Consider the following 16,039-nt stretch of genomic DNA (forward strand, 5'->3'; position numbering starts at 1 on the left):
CCCCGGGTCGGAACGTCGGTCCGACCCGATCAGATCCATTCGCCCCGCACAAGCTGACGATAGATCGCCGAAAGCCAGTTGTCGCCGCTGGCCTCCATCGAGAGCCCCTGCCCGGTCAGCAGGCGGTAGCTGTCCTCGTACCAATCGGTGCCGCGGTAGTTGTAGCCCAGGATCGCGCCGGCGGTCTGCGCCTCCTCGACGAGGCCGAGCGAGAGGTAGGTCTCGACCAGGCGGTGCAGCGCCTCGGCGGTGTGGCTCGTGGTCTGGAATTCCTCGACCACGACGCGGAAGCGGCGCGCGGCGGCGGCGTAGTGATCGCGCTTGAGGTAGTAGCGCCCGATCTCCATCTCCTTGCCGGCGAGATGGTCGAAGGCGAGGTCGAACTTGAGCTTGGCCTCGGCGGCGTAGCTGCTGTCGGGATATTGCTCGATCACCGCGCGCAGCGCCTGCAGCGCCTGGAAGGTCAGCCCCTGGTCGCGGCCGATGTCGTCGATCTGATCGTAATAGCTCAGCGCCAGAAGATACTGCGCATAGGCCGCATCCTCGGAGGTCGGGTAGAAATCGAGATAGCGCTGGGCGCTGGCGCGGCTGTCGTCATAGGCGCCGTCCTTGTGCAGCGCGAAGGCCTGCATGATCAGGCCGCGCTTGGCCCATTCCGAATAGGGGTAGAGCCGCTCGATCTCGCCGAAATAGAAGGCCGCGTCCTCGGCCGCGCCGCTTTCGAGGCTGGCCTCGCCCTGCTGGTAGATCTGCACCGCGTCGAGCTGTTCGAGCGCCGCCGGATCGAGACGCTCGGACGGGCTGCCGCAACCGGCCAGAAGCCCCAAGGCCAATATCAGGCCCAAGCTGGCCCGTGTTCCGCTGCCTGCCATCCGCGCGTCCTGCATCCTGTCGGTCATCTGCCCATCCCGGGGTCGACGCCCCGTTCACGCCCCGCCTCGGGGCCGCTCGACCCCGGGTCTAGCATGAAAAAATCGGGGGCAAAATGGCTTTTCCCGCCACGACCGCCGCCACGCGATCAGGCGACGGCGGCGAGGTCGGCGGGCTTCAGGCGGCTGCCCGGCAGGTGGTCTTCGAGGGCCGCGTCGCAGGTCACGAGGCGCCAGGATTCGGGCCGCTCGAAGAGCGCGCGCAGCAGCCGGTTGGTCATGGCATGACCGGCGCGCAGCCCCTCATAGACGCCGAGGATCGGCAGGCCGGCGGTCGCCAGATCGCCCAAGGCGTCGAGCATCTTGTGGCGCACCGCCTCGTCGGGATGGCGCAGCCCGCCGGGGCTGAGCACCTTTGCGCCATCGACCACCACCGCGTTTTCGAAGGTGCCGCCGAGGGCGAGGCCCTGCGCCTGCATCGCCTCGACATCCGACAGGCGGCAGAAGGTCCGGCTGTCGCAAAGCTCGCGCAGGAAGGCGCCATTGGCCATGTCGAGCACGCGGCCCTGATGACCGATGGCCGGGTCGGCGAAGTCGATCTCGAAATCGATGACGAGGCCGCGCGGCGCGTCGCCCTGATGCGGCCGCAGCCGCGCCATCGCCGGTCCGTGCCGGACCTCGACCGTCCGAAGGATCTCGATCGCCTGCAGCGGCGCCTCCTGGCGGACCAGACCCGCGGCGAGGATCGCGCGCGCGAAGCCCGCGGCGCTGCCGTCGAGTATGGGAACCTCGGGGCCGTCGATCTCGACGAGCGCATTGTGCACGCCGCAGCCCGAGAGCGCCGCCATCAGATGCTCGATCGTCGAGACAGACACACCGGCGGCGTTGACGATGCGGGTGTTGAGCGGCGAGATCTCCACCAGATCCCAGCGCGCCGGCACCAGCCGGTCGAGCCCGACCACGTCCATCCGCCGGAACACGATGCCATGCCCCGCCGGGGCGGGACGCAGGACGAGCCGGACCGGACGGCCCGAATGGAGCCCGGTGCCGGTGAATCCGACATGTCTGGTCAAGGTGGTCTGCACGTGTTTTCGTCCGATTGAGTCTGGAACTTTTTTACAGGGCTGACCTAAGCGCTTGCCCGGCAGGCCACAATTCACTCTTTGCGACAGCATGAAACATGTGGTCCTGAGCACGCAGTCGGGGCGCGAAGCACCTTGCAAAACAACAAGGGCCGCCCGAAGGCGGCCCTTTATGCACAAGGTTTGTGCGGTTTTGCGTCAGTTCGCCTGGCGCCGCAAGAAGGCCGGGATCTCGATCCGCTCCTGCTCGGGATCGGTCTCGCCGTCATCCTGCCAGTTCGGCGCCTGGCGCGGCTGGGCGGGCTGCTGCTGCTGTTGCGGCTGCGGCCGCTGCGCCTGCGGCTGCTGGCGCGCGGGCTGCGCGCTGCCGCCGGGCTGCTCGGCCTGGCCGGTCATGCGGTTGATCAGCGAATTGATACCGAAGCGCGGCTGACGGTCGGCCTCCCCGCCCCGGGCGGGGGCGGCGGGGCTGCGCGGCTCGGCGCGGGGCATCTCGGCCCGCTCGGGCTGCTGCTGCTGGCGCGGCTGGTTCTGCGAGGCGGCGCGCAGGCGGGCCATCGTGTCGGGCGAGGCGCTGCCACCGGCGCGCGGCGCGGGGGCGACGAAGCTCTCGGGCGCGGGCTCGGCCTGCTGCTGCGGCGCTTCGCGGCGCGGCTCGTAGGCCGGGGCGGGCAGATCATCCTCGACCTGCGGCTGGAAGCGCTGCTGCGGCTCTTCGCGCGGGGCCGGGCGCCGGGTGTCGAAGCCCTCGGCATATTCGTCGTCATAGCTCGGCTCGGGCTCGCGGCGGGCCTGCGGCTGGGCCTCGCGGCGCGGCGCGGGGGCCTGGGCGCGCGGGGCGGTCTGCGGCTGGGCGTCGCGGCGCGGCGGCACCGGGGCGGCGGGGACCTCTTCCTCGGCGGTGACGCGCTCGCGCAGCGGCTCGCTCATCTTGCGGCGCGGCACCGGCACGTCCTCGGGCTTGGCGAGCGCATCGATGCCGGTGGCGACGACCGAAACGCGCATCCGGCCTTCCATGCCGGTGTCGAGCGTCGAGCCGACGATGATGTTGGCCTCGGGATCGACCTTCTCGCGGATCTTGTTGGCCGCCTCGTCGAGCTCGAACAGGGTGAGATCGTAGCCGCCGGTGATGTTGATGAGCACGCCGCGCGCGCCCTCGAGGCTGATCTCGTCCAGCAGCGGGTTCGCTATAGCCTTCTCGGCCGCCTGCACCGCGCGGTCCTCGCCATCGGCCTCGCCGGTGCCCATCATCGCCTTGCCCATCTCGTCCATCACCGCGCGCACGTCGGCGAAGTCGAGGTTGATCAGGCCCGGGCGCACCATCAGGTCGGTCACGCCCTTGACGCCCTGATAGAGCACGTCGTCGGCCAGCGCGAAGGCCTCGGTGAAGGTGGTGTTCTCGTTGGCCAGCCGGAACAGGTTCTGGTTGGGGATGATGATCAGCGTGTCGACCACCTTCTGCAGCGCCTCGACGCCGGCCTCGGCCTGCTTCATGCGCTTGCCGCCCTCGAACTGGAACGGCTTGGTGACGACACCGACGGTCAGCACGCCGAGCTCGCGCGCGGCCTGGGCGATGATCGGCGCGGCGCCGGTGCCGGTGCCGCCGCCCATGCCGGCGGTGATGAAGCACATATGCGCGCCCGCGAGATGATCGACGATCTCCTCGATCGATTCCTCGGCCGCGGCGGCGCCGACGGTGGCGCGCGCGCCTGCGCCCAGACCTTCGGTGACCTTCACGCCCATCTGGATCTTGGCTTCGGCGCGCGACTGCTGCAGCGCCTGCGCGTCGGTGTTGGCGACCACGAACTCGACACCGTCGAGTTCCTTCTCGATCATGTTGTTGACCGCGTTGCCACCAGCGCCGCCCACGCCGAAGACGGTGATCCGGGGCTTGAGATCTTCCTGCCCCGGCAGAGAGAGGTTGAGTGCCATCGCTGTCTGCCTGTCCTGAATCTGGCCCGTCCCGCCGGGCGTATTTGCCATTATCTGGCCAAACTTACCCGCGCGCGCTCATATCGTCACGGGGAAACTCGGGCATTCTTACTGATTTCTTGTGATTTCCGCAGCGGCGAATATCGCCCCGCCGGGGCGATAAGCGACATCTTGCGTATCACCAGTTGTCCTTGAACCATTTGAAGGCCCGCTTGAAGGACCGCGCCGAATGGCGTTCGGCGGGCACTTCGAAGTCCCACCACTCGTCCTGCGGATGCGCGGCAAAGAGGCACAATCCAACCGAACCGGCGAAGGCCGGGCCGGTCGCCGCCTGTGGCAGGCCCTGCACCCGCAAGGGGCGGCCCAGCCGGACCTGCTGGCCGAGGATGCGCGTCGCCAGACCGTCGAGGCCGGGGATCTGGCTGCCGCCGCCGGTGAGCACGATCTGTTGGGAGGGCAGATGCTCGAAGCCCGCCGCGTCGAGCCGCTGGCGCACCTCCTCGAGGATCTCCTCGACCCGCGGGCGCATGATGCCGATCAGCTCGGCCCGGCTGACGGTGCGGCGGTCATGCTCCCAATCGCCGGTATCGCCGCCGATCTCGATCATCTCGCGGTCATCCATGCCGGTGGCGACCACGCCGCCATAGAAGGTCTTGATCCGCTCGGCGGTGGCCATCGGCACCTGCAGCCCCATCGAAATGTCGGAGGTGACGTGATCGCCGCCCATGCGCACCGAATCCGCGTAGATCATGTGCTTGCGGATGAAGACCGAGATGCCGGTCGAGCCGCCGCCCATGTCGATGCAGGCCGCGCCCAGCTCCTGCTCGTCCTCGACGAGGCTGGAGACGCCCGAGACATAGGCCGATGAGGCCAGCCCCGCGACCTCGAGATCGCAGCGCTTGATGCAGTAGAGCAGGTTCTCGATCGCGGTGGCATCCACCGTGAGCAGGTGCATGTCGGTGGTCAGCCGCTGGCCGATCTGGCCGCGCGGGTCGGCGAGGCCCGAGCGGTGGTCGAGCGCGAAGTTCACGGGCTGGGCGTGCAGCACCTCGCGGCCATCGCCGTAATCGGGCATCTCGCAGGCGGCGAGCACGCGGCCGATATCGCTGCCGGTGACCTGCCCGCCCTCGACCTCGACCTCGCCGTCGAGCCCGTAGCTGCGCGGGCGGGCGCCAGACAGCGTGGCGATGACGTGATCGACCCGGACCCCGGCCATCTTCTGCGCCGCCTGCACGGCGGTGCGGATCGCGCGCTCGGTCTCGGCCATGGCCGCGACCTCGCCGAAGGAGACCCCGCGCGAGCGGGTGGTGGCGGCGCCGATGATGCGGAAGTTGGACTGCCCGGCCATCGAGCCCACGCCGTCGAGCGCGGGCGCGTCACCGTCGAAGCGCAGCACCAGGCAGGCGATCTTGGAGGTGCCGACGTCGAGAATGGCGATCACGCCCCTCTGCATCGCCGCCTTGCGCATGTGCCGCATCGCCCGCTGCGTCTGGTAGAGCTGCCCCATCGTTTCGTCCCTGCCCTATAGCTAATTGTTTTCGCTGACGCGCCGAAGCCGCACCAACGCCTGCTCGGTCAGCCTTATGGTCGGCCGATCCTCGTTTCTTATGTCCACCGCCGCGATGTCGCGCGCGAGCATGTCCGCGGCCTCGTCGAAGGCCATGACCCGCTCCAGCGCCGGCACCGCCCCGCGCGCCGGCAGAAGGATGCGCTGGCCGCGGTCGAGCACGAGATCCCAGCGCCGCTCGCCCATCCGCACCAGCCCGCGCACCCGCGGCGCCACGGGAGCCGCGGCGGCGAACAGCGCCAGCGCCTCGTCGATCTTCTCGATCGCGCCATCCCCCGCGATCAGCGGCAGGTCGGCGCGGTCCGAGCGCGCGGCGATCATGCCGGTCATCACGCCCTCGGCATCGACCAGCCGCAGCCCGTCGACATAGCGCCAGACGGCGACCGGCACGCGTTGCGTCACCTCGATCCGCAGTGTGCCACCCGGCTGCACCCGGACGGTGGCGTCGGCCACCGCCGTCAGCTCGCGGATGCGGCCGCGGATCTCGGGCAGGTCGAGATCGAAGGAGGAGATCGGCATGGTCTTTGGCAGGAAGCTCTGGATCGCGGCGGCGAGTGCAGGTTCCGCCCCCTCGATCTCGACCGTGCCGACCATGAATTCGGGGCGCTGCTGCACCGTGGCCTTCAGCCGGTCGATCTGGGCGGCAAAGGCAGCGCGGTTGTCGGCCTGACCGAACCAGACGCCGCCAATGAGCGCGACGAGGAGCACAGGCAAACCGAAGCGCATGCCGATCCGGAAGGCGGGCGTCAGCATCAGCCGCTGGTAGCGGTAGCCCCAGCGCGTCGGCGCCGGATCGCGGCGCATGCCGTATTGCGGCTCGCGCCGCAAGAGCGCCTTCAGCGATCGCACGAGGCATCCTCCACCAGAAAGCGGCAGAGATCGGCAAAGGAGATGCCGACCTTCTCGGCCTGCTCGGGCGTGAGCGAGGTCGGCGTCATGCCGGGCTGGGTGTTGGTCTCGAGGATGGCGAGCCCGTCGAGGCCCCGCGTCTCGTCCCAGCGGAAATCGGTGCGCGACAGCCCGCGGCAGCCCAGCGCGCGGTGCGCGCGGCGGGCGTGATCGAGACAGGCCTCGAAGATCTCGCCGGGCAGATCGGCGGGCACCACGTGCCGCGAGCCGCCGGTCTTGTACTTGGCGTCGTAATCATACCAGCCATCGGTGACGATGTCGGTCACGGTGAGCGCCCGCTCGCCCAGCACCGTGACGGTCAGCTCGCGCCCCGGAAGGAAGGCCTCGACCATCACCGTCTCGGGCATGTCGTCCGAGAGCTGCGGCGGGGCCGCGGCGTCCTCGGCCACGATGTAGACGCCGACGCTGGAGCCTTCGTTATAGGGCTTCACCACGTAAGGCGGCGGCAGGACGTGGCCCGCCATGACCTCGGCCTTGCCGGCGAGCCGGCTTTCGGCCACGGGCAGCCCCTCGGCCCGGAAGACGGCCTTGGTCGCTTCCTTGTCCATCGCCAGGGCCGAGGCCATCACGCCCGAATGGGTATAGGGGATGCGCTGCCATTCCAGCAGGCCCTGGACGCAGCCATCCTCGCCCCAGCGGCCATGCAAGGCGTTGAAGACGACATCGGGGGCGTGCTTGCGCAGTTGGTCGATCAGGTCGAGGCCCGCATCGACCTCGATCACCTCGTAACCTGCCTGCCGCAAGGCCGCCGCGCATTCGCGCCCCGTGGAAAGAGAGACCTCGCGCTCGGCCGAGGGTCCGCCCATCACCACGGCAACCTTGGGATGTGTCCCGCTCGACATTCCCGCACTGCCCCATTCGCGCACCGCTGAACGGCGCGTCATTGTTGTGGCCCGCCCCGGGCCCGCCCCGCTTTGCGGGGTTCGAATTATGCGCTTGTCACGCGCCCGGCTCCCCGACCCGCATGATTTCCCATTCTAGCGTCAGGCCCGAATGTTCGTAAACCCTTTTCCGGACCTTCTCGCCAAGGGCTTCGAGCTCGGCCGCCGTGGCTTCGCCCGCATTGGTGAGAAAGTTCGGGTGCTTTTCGTTCATCACCGCGCCGCCGAGCCGCGCGCCGCGCAGCCCCGCCGCCTCGATCACCTTCCAGGCCTTCAACTCGTGGCTGTCATCGGCCCGTCCGGTGGAGGAGAACCCGGCGGGGTTGCGGAAGGTGGAGCCCGCGGTGCGGTCCTTGGTGGGCTGGCTGGCGTCGCGCTTCTCGATCTGCTCGGCCATGCGCGCCTCGAGCGTCTCGGGGTCGCCTTCGGGCGCGTCGAACACCGCCTCGACGATCACCGCGCCCTCGGGCAGGCGGCTGGAGCGATAGGCCAAGTCGAGCTCGGGGGCGGGCAGCACCTCGATCGCGCCGTCGCGGCGGATCACCGTCACCTCGCGCAGCGCGTCGGCGACATAAGCGCCGTAGCAGCCCGCATTCATCCGCACCGCGCCGCCGATGGCGCCGGGGATGGTGCGCAGGAAGGTCAGGTCGCGCCCCGCCTGCGCCGCCTTGCGCGCCACATGCGCATCGAGCGCCGCCGCCCCCGCCCGCACCGTGCCGTCATCGCCGATCTCGATACCATTGAAGCCGCGGCCGAGCCGGATCACCACGCCGCGCACGCCGCCGTCGCGCACGATCAGGTTCGAGCCGACCCCCATCGGGAAGACCGGGACCGAAGCGTCGAGGCTTCGCAGGAAATCCGAAAGATCCTCGCGGTCGGCGGGCTGGAACAGCCACTGCGCCGGGCCACCGACGCGCAGCCATGTCAGATCCGACAGCGGGCGATCCGGCGTCAGCCGCCCCCGCACGGCGGGAAGATCGGCCGCCGCGCTCATTGCGCCAACCGGCGCAGCCGCCCCAGCGCCGCCTTCAGCGGCCAGCGCAGCATGGAGGCGCCCGCCGCCATCAGCACCACCCCCGCATTCGGCCCCAGCGCATAGGTCGCCCAGCCCAGAAGCGGCACGCCGACCAGCACGAGCGCCGCGGCACAGCTGCGGTGATCGTCGCGCGAGGGCAGCATCGCGGCGAGATTCGCCGCGATCAGCCACAGGCAGGCGGCCAGGAGCGGCAGGGCCTGCGCCCCGCTCACCTGCCCTGCTCCAGCCGCGCGGGCAGCGCCGCGGCCCAGCTGCTGATCGTGCCCGCGCCGAGACAGACCACGATATCGCCGGGCTTGGCCTCCTTGCGCACCAGTTCGGCCAGCGCCTCTTCGGACTCCACCGCATGGGCGTGGCGGTGGCCGTGGCGGATCAGCCCCGCGACCAGATCGTCGCGCCCGGCCCCCTCGATCGGCTCTTCGCCGGCGGCGTAGACATCCGAGATGCCGACCACATCCGCGTCGTTGAAGCAGGTGCAGAAATCCTCGAACAGGGAGGCGAGCCGGGTGAAGCGATGCGGCTGGTGCACGGCGATCACCCGGCCTTCGCTCGCCTGCCGCGCGGCGCGCAGCACGGCGGCGATCTCCACGGGGTGATGGCCGTAATCGTCGATCACCGCGACGTCGTTCCATTCGCCGACCTTGGTGAAGCGCCGGTTGACGCCGCCGAAGGCGGCGAGCGCGGCGCGGATCTCCTCGCGCTTCATGCCCAGATGCCGGGCCACGGCGACGGCGGCCAGCGCGTTCGAGACGTTGTGATCGCCCGGCATCGGCAGGGTGCAGCCCTCGATCACCTCACCCTCGGCCCGAAGCGCGATGTCGAAATACGCGACACCGCCCTTGTAGGTCAGATTCTGCGCGCGCACATCGGCCTGCGCGTTGAAGCCGAAGGTCACGACCCGCCGGTCGGTGATCCGGCCCACCAGCGCCTGCACCTCGGGGTGGTCGGTGCAGCACACGGCGAGACCGTAGAAGGGGATGTTCGACACGAAATCGAGAAAGCCCTTTCTCAGCCCCTCGATCGAGCCCCAGTGATCCATGTGCTCGGGGTCGATATTGGTGACGATGGCGATGGTGGCGGGCAGCCGGTTGAAGGTGCCGTCGCTCTCGTCGGCCTCGACCACCATCCACTCGCCCTGCCCCATCCGGGCGTTCGAGCCATAGGCATGGATGATGCCGCCATTGATCACGGTGGGATCGAAGCGCCCCGCATCGAGCAGCGTCGCCACCATCGTCGTGGTCGTCGTCTTGCCATGCGTGCCGCCCACCGCGACGTTGGACCTGAGCCGCATCAGCTCGGCCAGCATCTCCGCGCGGCGCACCACCGGCAGGCCGCGCCTGCGCGCCTCGTCGAGCTCGGGATTGCCCGGCTTGATCGCCGAGGAGATGACCACCACCTCGGCGCCGTCGAGATTCTCGCCCGACTGGCCGATGAAGACCCGCGCGCCCAGCGATTCGAGACGCTCGGTGATCCTGGAGCCCTTCAGGTCCGAGCCCTGCACGCTGTAGCCCTGGTTCAGCAGCACCTCGGCGATGCCGGACATGCCGATCCCGCCGATCCCGACGAAATGGATCGGGCCGATATCGAGCGGCAGTTTCGTGGCGGCGTTCATGCTGTTTGTCCCGTCCATCAAGAATCGGTGCCCTTCTGTCCATCCGCGAGGCGTTCGACAACCCCCGCAAGCCGCTCCGCTGCGTCGGGAACGCCCGCATCGCGCGCCGCATGCGCCATGCGCATCGCGCCTTCGCTGTTGCCCAGCACCAGCGCGATCTGCTCACTGAGCGCCTCGACGTGGAATTTCTTCTCCGGAAACAGGATCGCGGCCCCGACCTGCGTCAGCCCGCGGGCATTGGCGGTCTGGTGATCGGCGGCGGCGGCGGCGAAGGGGACGAGCACGGCGGGGCGGCCGATGACGCTCAGATCCGCGATGGTCGAGGCGCCGGAGCGGCAGATCACCAGCTGCGCCTCGCTCATCCGGGTCGGCACATCGGCAAAGAAGGTCTGCACGTCGGCGTCGATCCCCTCATCCGCGTAATAGGTCGAGACCCGCTGCACATCCTCTTCGCGCGCCTGGTGGCTGACCCGCACCCGGCGGCGCAGCTCGGCCGGCAGCCCCGCGATGGCGGGCGGCACCACGTCCGACAGGATGCGCGCGCCCTGGCTGCCGCCGATCACCAGCACCGACATCGGGTAGTCGCCCGGCGGAATATAGGCGGCCCCCGCCCGGTCGAGCACGGCGCGGCGCACCGGGTTGCCGGTATGGACCGCCTCGACGCCCTCGGGCAGCGCGGTCGGCCATGTGCCGCAGGCCACCGCATGGACGCGGCGCGCGAAGAGCGCGTTGACCCGGCCCAGCACGCCGTTCTGCTCGTGGATCATGCGCGGCAGCTTGAGGATCGTCGCCGCCGCCAGCGCCGGGATCGAGGGGTAGCCGCCAAAGCCCACCACCACCGAAGGCCGGTCACGCATCATCCGGCTCACAGCCGCCGCGACGCCGCCGCCGATGCGGAAGGGCGCGATCGCCTTGGCCGAAAGCCCGCCGCGCGCGAAGGTGGCGGCGCCGACCTGCTCGATCTCGACCTCGCGGGGGAAGTTCTGCGTGTAGCGCGCGCCGCGCGCATCGGTGGAGAGCTTCACCCGCCAGCCGCGGGTGAGCATCAGCTCGGCCAGCGCCTGCGCGGGGAACATGTGCCCGCCGGTGCCACCGGCGGCGATGACGAGAAGCGGTGCCGACATCAGCGCCCCCGCCGCAGCAGGATGTCACCGATGCCGCCCTGCGGCCGGGTGCGGGTGAAGGCCAGAAGCATGCCCAAGGCGATGCCGCTCGCGATCACCGAGGAGCCGCCGTAGCTGACGAAGGGCAGCGTCATGCCCTTGGCCGGCAGGAGCCGCACCGCCACGCCCATGTTGATCATCGCCTGCACGCCGAAGGCGCAGGCGAGGCCGGTGCCGGCAAGCCGGATGAAGGTGTCGCGCTCCTTCATCAACCGCAGCAGCGAGCGCACGACGATGGTGCCGTAGAGCGCGATGATGACCATGACGCAGATCAGCCCGTATTCCTCGGCCGCCACGGCGATGATGAAATCGGTATGCGCGTCGGGCAGAGACCATTTCACCTGCCCCTCGCCCACGCCGACCCCGAAGAAGCCGCCCTCGCGGATCGCGTTGGTGGCATAGCCCAGCTGGGTGTTGGGGGCGACCTCGGCGGAGAGGAAGCCGTCGATCCGCCGGGCGAAATGCTCGGAGTTGTTGTAGGCGAAGGTGCCGCCCAGAACGACCGCGCCGGCGAGCCCCGCCAGAAGCAGCATCGGCGCGCCGCCGACGAAATACATCACGCCCCAGGAAAACAGCACCAGCGCCGCCTGGCCGAAATCGGGCTGCAGCGCGAGGAACATCACGATGGTGATGGCGAGCGCGAAGGACCACATCCGCCCCGGAGGGCCGGAGGGCTCCATCCCCGCGGCCATGAACCACGCCGCCACCACGACGAAGCCGGGCTTGAGGAACTCCGAGGGCTGCACGGAGGCGAAGCCGAAGGAATACCAGCGCACCGCACCCTTGCCGAAATCGGTGCCGAAGATCGGCAGCAGCGCCAGCGCCAGAAAGGCCCCCGCAAAGCCCAGCACCGCGAGGCGGCGCACCAGCTGCGGCGTCATCATCGAGATGCCGAGCATCACCGCCAGCGAGACCACGCCGAAGAACGCCTGCCGGCTGACATAATAGAACGGGTCGAGCCCGTTGCGCGAGGCCAGCGGCGGCGAGGCCGCGAGACCCAGCAGGATGCCGATCGCAAAGAGCAGCAGGATGCAGGACATGGTCCAGACATCGATGGTGCGCCACCAGCGCGGGAGAATTGGATCGACGGTCCGAACCGGAACCGCCCCATGCACCATTTCGGTCATGAACCTGCTGCCTGATTGCCTCTGCCCTGCCCGCTTTGTGCGGGTCTGCAGGATATACTAGCGCGAAAACGCCGGATTGACCATGAAAATAACGTCCAGTCTCGGCGTCACCAAGGCTTGAGCCCGTGGCAGAAAAGCGGCAGGTCGCATCCATGAACAAGACCCGGCATATCAACACACTGGTTCTCGGCGCAGGCGCGGCGGGGCTTTTCGCGGCCATGCATGCGGGGGGCGATGCGCTGGTGATCGACCACGCGCGCAACCCCGGCGAGAAGATCCGCATCTCCGGCGGCGGGCGCTGCAACTTCACCAACACCCGCACCGGGCCCGAATGCTTCCTCGGCGCGAATCCCCATTTCCACAAATCGGCCCTGGCACGCTACACCCCGTGGGACTTCCTCGACCTCGTGCAAAAGCACGGCATCGCCTGGCATGAAAAGACGCTGGGCCAGCTCTTTTGCGACGGCAAGGCGACGCAGATCGTCGCCATGCTGATGGGGGAGGCGCAGGCCGCCGGGGCCGAGGTGTCGCTGCAGACAACGCTCGTGGAGATCGCCCGCGAGGAGAGCGGCTTTCGCGCCGTGATCGAGCGGCTGGGGAAGCGCGAGACGATCCACGCCGCCCGCCTCGTCGTCGCCACGGGCGGCAAGTCGATCCCCAAGATGGGGGCCACGGGGCTGGCCTACCGCATTGCCGAGCAGTTCGGCCTTTCCGTCACGGAAACGCGGCCCGGCCTCGTGCCGCTGACCTTCCCCGACCGCTTCTCGGGGCTGTCGGGCGTCGCCCTTCCCGTTCGGGCGCAGCCCGATGGCCCCGCCTTCGAGGAGGCGCTCCTGTTCACCCATCGCGGGCTGTCGGGGCCGGCGATCCTGCAAGCCTCGTCCTATTGGCGCGAAGGCGCGGAGATCCGCATCGACCTCGCCCCCGACGGGCGGCTGGCCGAGGCGCTGCGCGCGGCGCGGCGGACCGATGGAAGGAAGGCGCTGAAGACGGTGCTGGCGCAGCATTTGCCCGCGCGGCTGGTCGAGGCCTGGGCCGAGGATCATCCCATGCCGGGCAACATGGCCGACCAGTCCGACCGCGCCATCGACGCGCTCTGCGGGGCCTTGCGCGACTGGCGGCTGGTGCCCGCAGGGACCGAGGGCTACCGCACGGCGGAGGTGACGCTGGGCGGCGTCTCCACCGATGCGCTGTCGTCGAAGACGATGGAGGCCAAATCGGTGCCGGGGCTGCATTTCATCGGCGAATGCGTCGACGTGACGGGCTGGCTCGGCGGCTACAACTTCCAATGGGCCTGGGCCTCGGGCTTTGCCGCCGGGACGGCGATCGCGCAGGGCGGCTGACCGCCCTGCCCGCCCGTCAGAGCCGCTCGCGGAGCTGGGCCACGAAATCCTCGCCGCGCTTCTCGAAGCTGTCATATTGATCGAAGCTCGCCGCCGCGGGCGCCAGCAGCACCGTGTCGCCCGGCTCGGCCTCGGCCATCGCCCGCTCCACCGCGCGGGCCATGGTGCCGCAGACCTCGGCCTCGACGCCCGAGAGCTTCATGGCGAAAGCCTCGGCCTCGCGCCCGATGACATAGGCCTTGGCGACATGGCCCAGCCCCTCGCCCAGGCCCGCGAGCCCGCCTTCCTTTTCCAGCCCGCCGCAGATCCAGCGGATGCGCGGGAAGGCGGCGAGCGCCTTGGCGGCGGCGTCGACATTGGTGGCCTTGCTGTCGTTGACGAAGGCCACGCCGTCCTTCTCGGCCACGCGTTGCGAGCGGTGCGGCAGCCCGCCATAGGAGCGCAGCGCCGCCTCGATGCCGCGCGGGCCAAGGCCCAGGGCGCGCGCCACCGCCCATGCGGCGCAGGCGTTCTGGTGGTTGTGCGCGCCCGGCAGGCCGGGGATGTCGCGCAGATCGACCGAGGCGACCTGCCGCCCCTTGCGATATTCGCTCAGGAATCCCTTGCGCGCGAAGACGTTCCAGCCCGGCCCGGTGAGCTTGCGGCCCGAGGAGATCGCGATCACGCGGTCGTCGGCGGCGGCGGTGGCGAGCTGGTTGGCAAGATAGCGCCCCTCGTTCTCGTCGACGCCGATCACCGCGCGATCCGGCCCGCCCTCGGAAAAAAGCCGCCGCTTGGCCGCGAAATAGCCGCCCGGCCCGGCGTGGCGGTCGAGATGGTCGGGCGAGAGGTTGGTCAGAACCGCGATGTCGGGCGTGAGCCCGCGCGCCAGCTCGGTCTGGTAGCTCGACAGCTCAAGCACCACGACCTCGCCGTCATGCGGCGGCTCAAGATCGAGCACGCCGCGGCCGATATTGCCGGCGAGCTGCGCAGGCCGGCCATTCTCGGTCAGGATATGGTGGATCAGCGCCGAGGTGGTCGACTTGCCGTTCGAGCCGGTCACCGCGACGATGCGCGGCAGCGTGTCGAAGGCCTCGAAGCCCTCGGCGGCGAAGCTGCGGAAAAAGAGGCCGATATCGTTGTCGACCGGCACCCCCGCCTCCCATGCGGCGGCGATGGCGGCATGCGGCGCGGGGTAGAGATGCGGGATGCCCGGCGAGGTGACCAGCAGCGACACGCCCTCATAGCTGCTGGCGCGGGTCAGGTCGCGCAGCGCGATCCCCTCGGCCTCGGCCGCCTCGCGCCCCGAGGGGCCGTCATCCCATGCGACGACATCCGCGCCGCCCGCCTTGAGCGCCGCCGCCGTGGCCCGGCCCGATCGGCCAAGCCCCAGAACGGCAACGGTCTGGCCTTCATGTCCGCGAACGGGAATCATGGCGTCTCTCCGTGAAGCTCAGCGCAGCTTGAGCGTGGCCAGCCCGATCATCGCGAGGATCAGCGAGATGATCCAGAAGCGGATGACGATCTGCGGCTCGGACCAGCCCTTCTTCTCGTAATGATGGTGGATCGGCGCCATCAGGAAGACCCGGCGTCCGGTGCGCTTGAAGTAGAGCACCTGCACGATCACCGAGAGCGCCTCGACCACGAAAAGCCCGCCGACGACCGACAGCACGATCTCGTGCTTGGTGGCGACCGCGATGGCGCCCAGGCCACCGCCCAGCGCGAGGGAGCCGGTGTCGCCCATGAAGACGGCCGCCGGCGGGGCGTTGTACCACAGGAACCCGAGGCCGCCGCCGATCAGCCCCATGGTGAAGATCAGGATCTCGCCGGTATCGGGCACGTAATGCACGCCCAGATATTCGGTGAAGTCGGTCCGCCCCACCGCATAGGCGATCACGCCGAAGGCCCCTGCGGCGATCATCACCGGCATGATGGCGAGCCCGTCGAGACCGTCGGTCAGGTTCACCGCGTTGGCCGCGCCGACGATGACGATCATCGCGAAGGGCACGAAGAGGATGCCCAGATTGAGCAGCATCTCGTTATAGACCGGAAAGGCGAGCTGATGGGTGAGGTTCTCGGGGTGGTACATCGCCGCCCACCAGCCCGCGAGCGCCGCGATGGCGAAGCCGAGCAACAGACGCAGCTTGCCCGAGACGCCCTCGGTGTTCTGCTTGCGGACCTTGGCGTAATCATCGGCAAAGCCGATCAGCGCGAAGCCCAGCGTCACGAAGAGCACCATCAGCACGTAAGGATTGTCGAGCCGCGCCCAGAGCAGGGTCGAGGTCATCACCGCGCCGACGATCAGGAGCCCGCCCATGGTCGGCGTGCCCGCCTTGACGAAATGCCCCTCCGGCCCGTCGGTGCGGATGGGCTGGCCCTTGCCCTGGGTGCGGCGCAGCACGTTGATCAGCGGCGGGCCGAACAGGAAGCCGAACAGCAGCGAGGTGAGAAAGGCCCCGCCCGCGCGGAAGGTGATGTAGCGAAACAGGTTGAAGAAATCACCGCCATCCGAGAGCAGCGTCAGCAGGTAGAGCATGGG

The 16,039-nt window shown here is 69.4% G+C and carries 14 protein-coding genes; 1 reads left to right on the forward strand and 13 read right to left on the reverse strand.

The window, feature by feature from the left end; all coding sequences use genetic code 11:
• Positions 1-29: 29 nt before the first annotated feature.
• The 11 genes from CJ301_RS02735 to CJ301_RS02785 all read right to left on the reverse strand — a co-directional run bounded on the left by CJ301_RS02735 (position 30) and on the right by CJ301_RS02785 (position 12,178).
• Positions 30-872, reverse strand: a complete 843-nt coding sequence (locus tag CJ301_RS02735) for an outer membrane protein assembly factor BamD (RefSeq protein ID WP_099274207.1) — start codon at positions 870-872, stop codon at positions 30-32.
• 146 nt (positions 873-1,018) lie between these two features.
• Complete coding sequence (gene lpxC / locus CJ301_RS02740) at positions 1,019-1,954, reverse strand: UDP-3-O-acyl-N-acetylglucosamine deacetylase (protein ID WP_099273934.1); 936 nt, start codon at positions 1,952-1,954, stop codon at positions 1,019-1,021.
• 195 nt (positions 1,955-2,149) lie between these two features.
• The gene (gene ftsZ / locus CJ301_RS02745; protein ID WP_099273936.1) at positions 2,150-3,883 is read right to left on the reverse strand and encodes a cell division protein FtsZ; all 1,734 of its coding nucleotides are present in this window, start codon (positions 3,881-3,883) and stop codon (positions 2,150-2,152) included.
• Positions 3,884-4,061: 178 nt separating this feature from the next.
• Positions 4,062-5,390: a cell division protein FtsA gene (gene ftsA, locus CJ301_RS02750; RefSeq protein WP_099273938.1), complete on the reverse strand. Its 1,329-nt coding sequence runs from the start codon at positions 5,388-5,390 to the stop codon at positions 4,062-4,064.
• A gap of 21 nt (positions 5,391-5,411) precedes the next feature.
• Positions 5,412-6,299, reverse strand: coding sequence for a cell division protein FtsQ/DivIB (locus CJ301_RS02755; protein WP_099273940.1), 888 nt, complete (start codon positions 6,297-6,299; stop codon positions 5,412-5,414).
• The gene (locus tag CJ301_RS02760) at positions 6,287-7,201 is read right to left on the reverse strand and encodes a D-alanine--D-alanine ligase (protein ID WP_099273942.1); all 915 of its coding nucleotides are present in this window, start codon (positions 7,199-7,201) and stop codon (positions 6,287-6,289) included. The genes CJ301_RS02755 and CJ301_RS02760 overlap by 13 nt, the downstream gene beginning before the upstream one ends.
• 97 nt (positions 7,202-7,298) lie before the next feature.
• Positions 7,299-8,234, reverse strand: coding sequence for a UDP-N-acetylmuramate dehydrogenase (gene murB / locus CJ301_RS02765; protein ID WP_099273944.1), 936 nt, complete (start codon positions 8,232-8,234; stop codon positions 7,299-7,301).
• On the reverse strand, positions 8,231-8,488 hold the full coding sequence (locus tag CJ301_RS02770; protein ID WP_099273946.1) for a DUF2484 family protein: 258 nt from the start codon (positions 8,486-8,488) through the stop codon (positions 8,231-8,233). The genes murB and CJ301_RS02770 overlap by 4 nt, the downstream gene beginning before the upstream one ends.
• Positions 8,485-9,888, reverse strand: coding sequence for a UDP-N-acetylmuramate--L-alanine ligase (gene murC, locus CJ301_RS02775; protein WP_099273948.1), 1,404 nt, complete (start codon positions 9,886-9,888; stop codon positions 8,485-8,487). The genes CJ301_RS02770 and murC overlap by 4 nt, the downstream gene beginning before the upstream one ends.
• Positions 9,889-9,905: 17 nt before the next feature.
• On the reverse strand, positions 9,906-11,012 hold the full coding sequence (locus CJ301_RS02780; RefSeq protein ID WP_099273950.1) for a UDP-N-acetylglucosamine--N-acetylmuramyl-(pentapeptide) pyrophosphoryl-undecaprenol N-acetylglucosamine transferase: 1,107 nt from the start codon (positions 11,010-11,012) through the stop codon (positions 9,906-9,908).
• The gene (locus tag CJ301_RS02785) at positions 11,012-12,178 is read right to left on the reverse strand and encodes a peptidoglycan glycosyltransferase FtsW (protein ID WP_099273952.1); all 1,167 of its coding nucleotides are present in this window, start codon (positions 12,176-12,178) and stop codon (positions 11,012-11,014) included. The genes CJ301_RS02780 and CJ301_RS02785 overlap by 1 nt, the downstream gene beginning before the upstream one ends.
• Before the next feature lie 152 nt (positions 12,179-12,330).
• Here CJ301_RS02785 and CJ301_RS02790 point away from each other — a divergent pair, with 152 nt between their 5' ends.
• Positions 12,331-13,521, forward strand: a complete 1,191-nt coding sequence (locus CJ301_RS02790; protein WP_099274209.1) for an NAD(P)/FAD-dependent oxidoreductase — start codon at positions 12,331-12,333, stop codon at positions 13,519-13,521.
• Between the two features lie 16 nt (positions 13,522-13,537).
• Here CJ301_RS02790 and murD read toward each other — a convergent pair whose 3' ends face one another.
• Positions 13,538-14,935, reverse strand: a complete 1,398-nt coding sequence (gene murD, locus CJ301_RS02795; RefSeq protein ID WP_099273954.1) for a UDP-N-acetylmuramoyl-L-alanine--D-glutamate ligase — start codon at positions 14,933-14,935, stop codon at positions 13,538-13,540.
• 18 nt (positions 14,936-14,953) lie between these two features.
• Positions 14,954-16,036 (reverse strand): phospho-N-acetylmuramoyl-pentapeptide-transferase, encoded by a 1,083-nt coding sequence (gene mraY / locus CJ301_RS02800; RefSeq protein ID WP_099273956.1) that lies wholly within the window; start codon positions 16,034-16,036, stop codon positions 14,954-14,956.
• Positions 16,037-16,039: the final 3 nt, after the last annotated feature.

The sequence above is a fragment of the Limimaricola cinnabarinus genome (assembly GCF_002723615.1).
In the GTDB taxonomy this organism is placed as follows: domain Bacteria; phylum Pseudomonadota; class Alphaproteobacteria; order Rhodobacterales; family Rhodobacteraceae; genus Limimaricola; species Limimaricola cinnabarinus_B.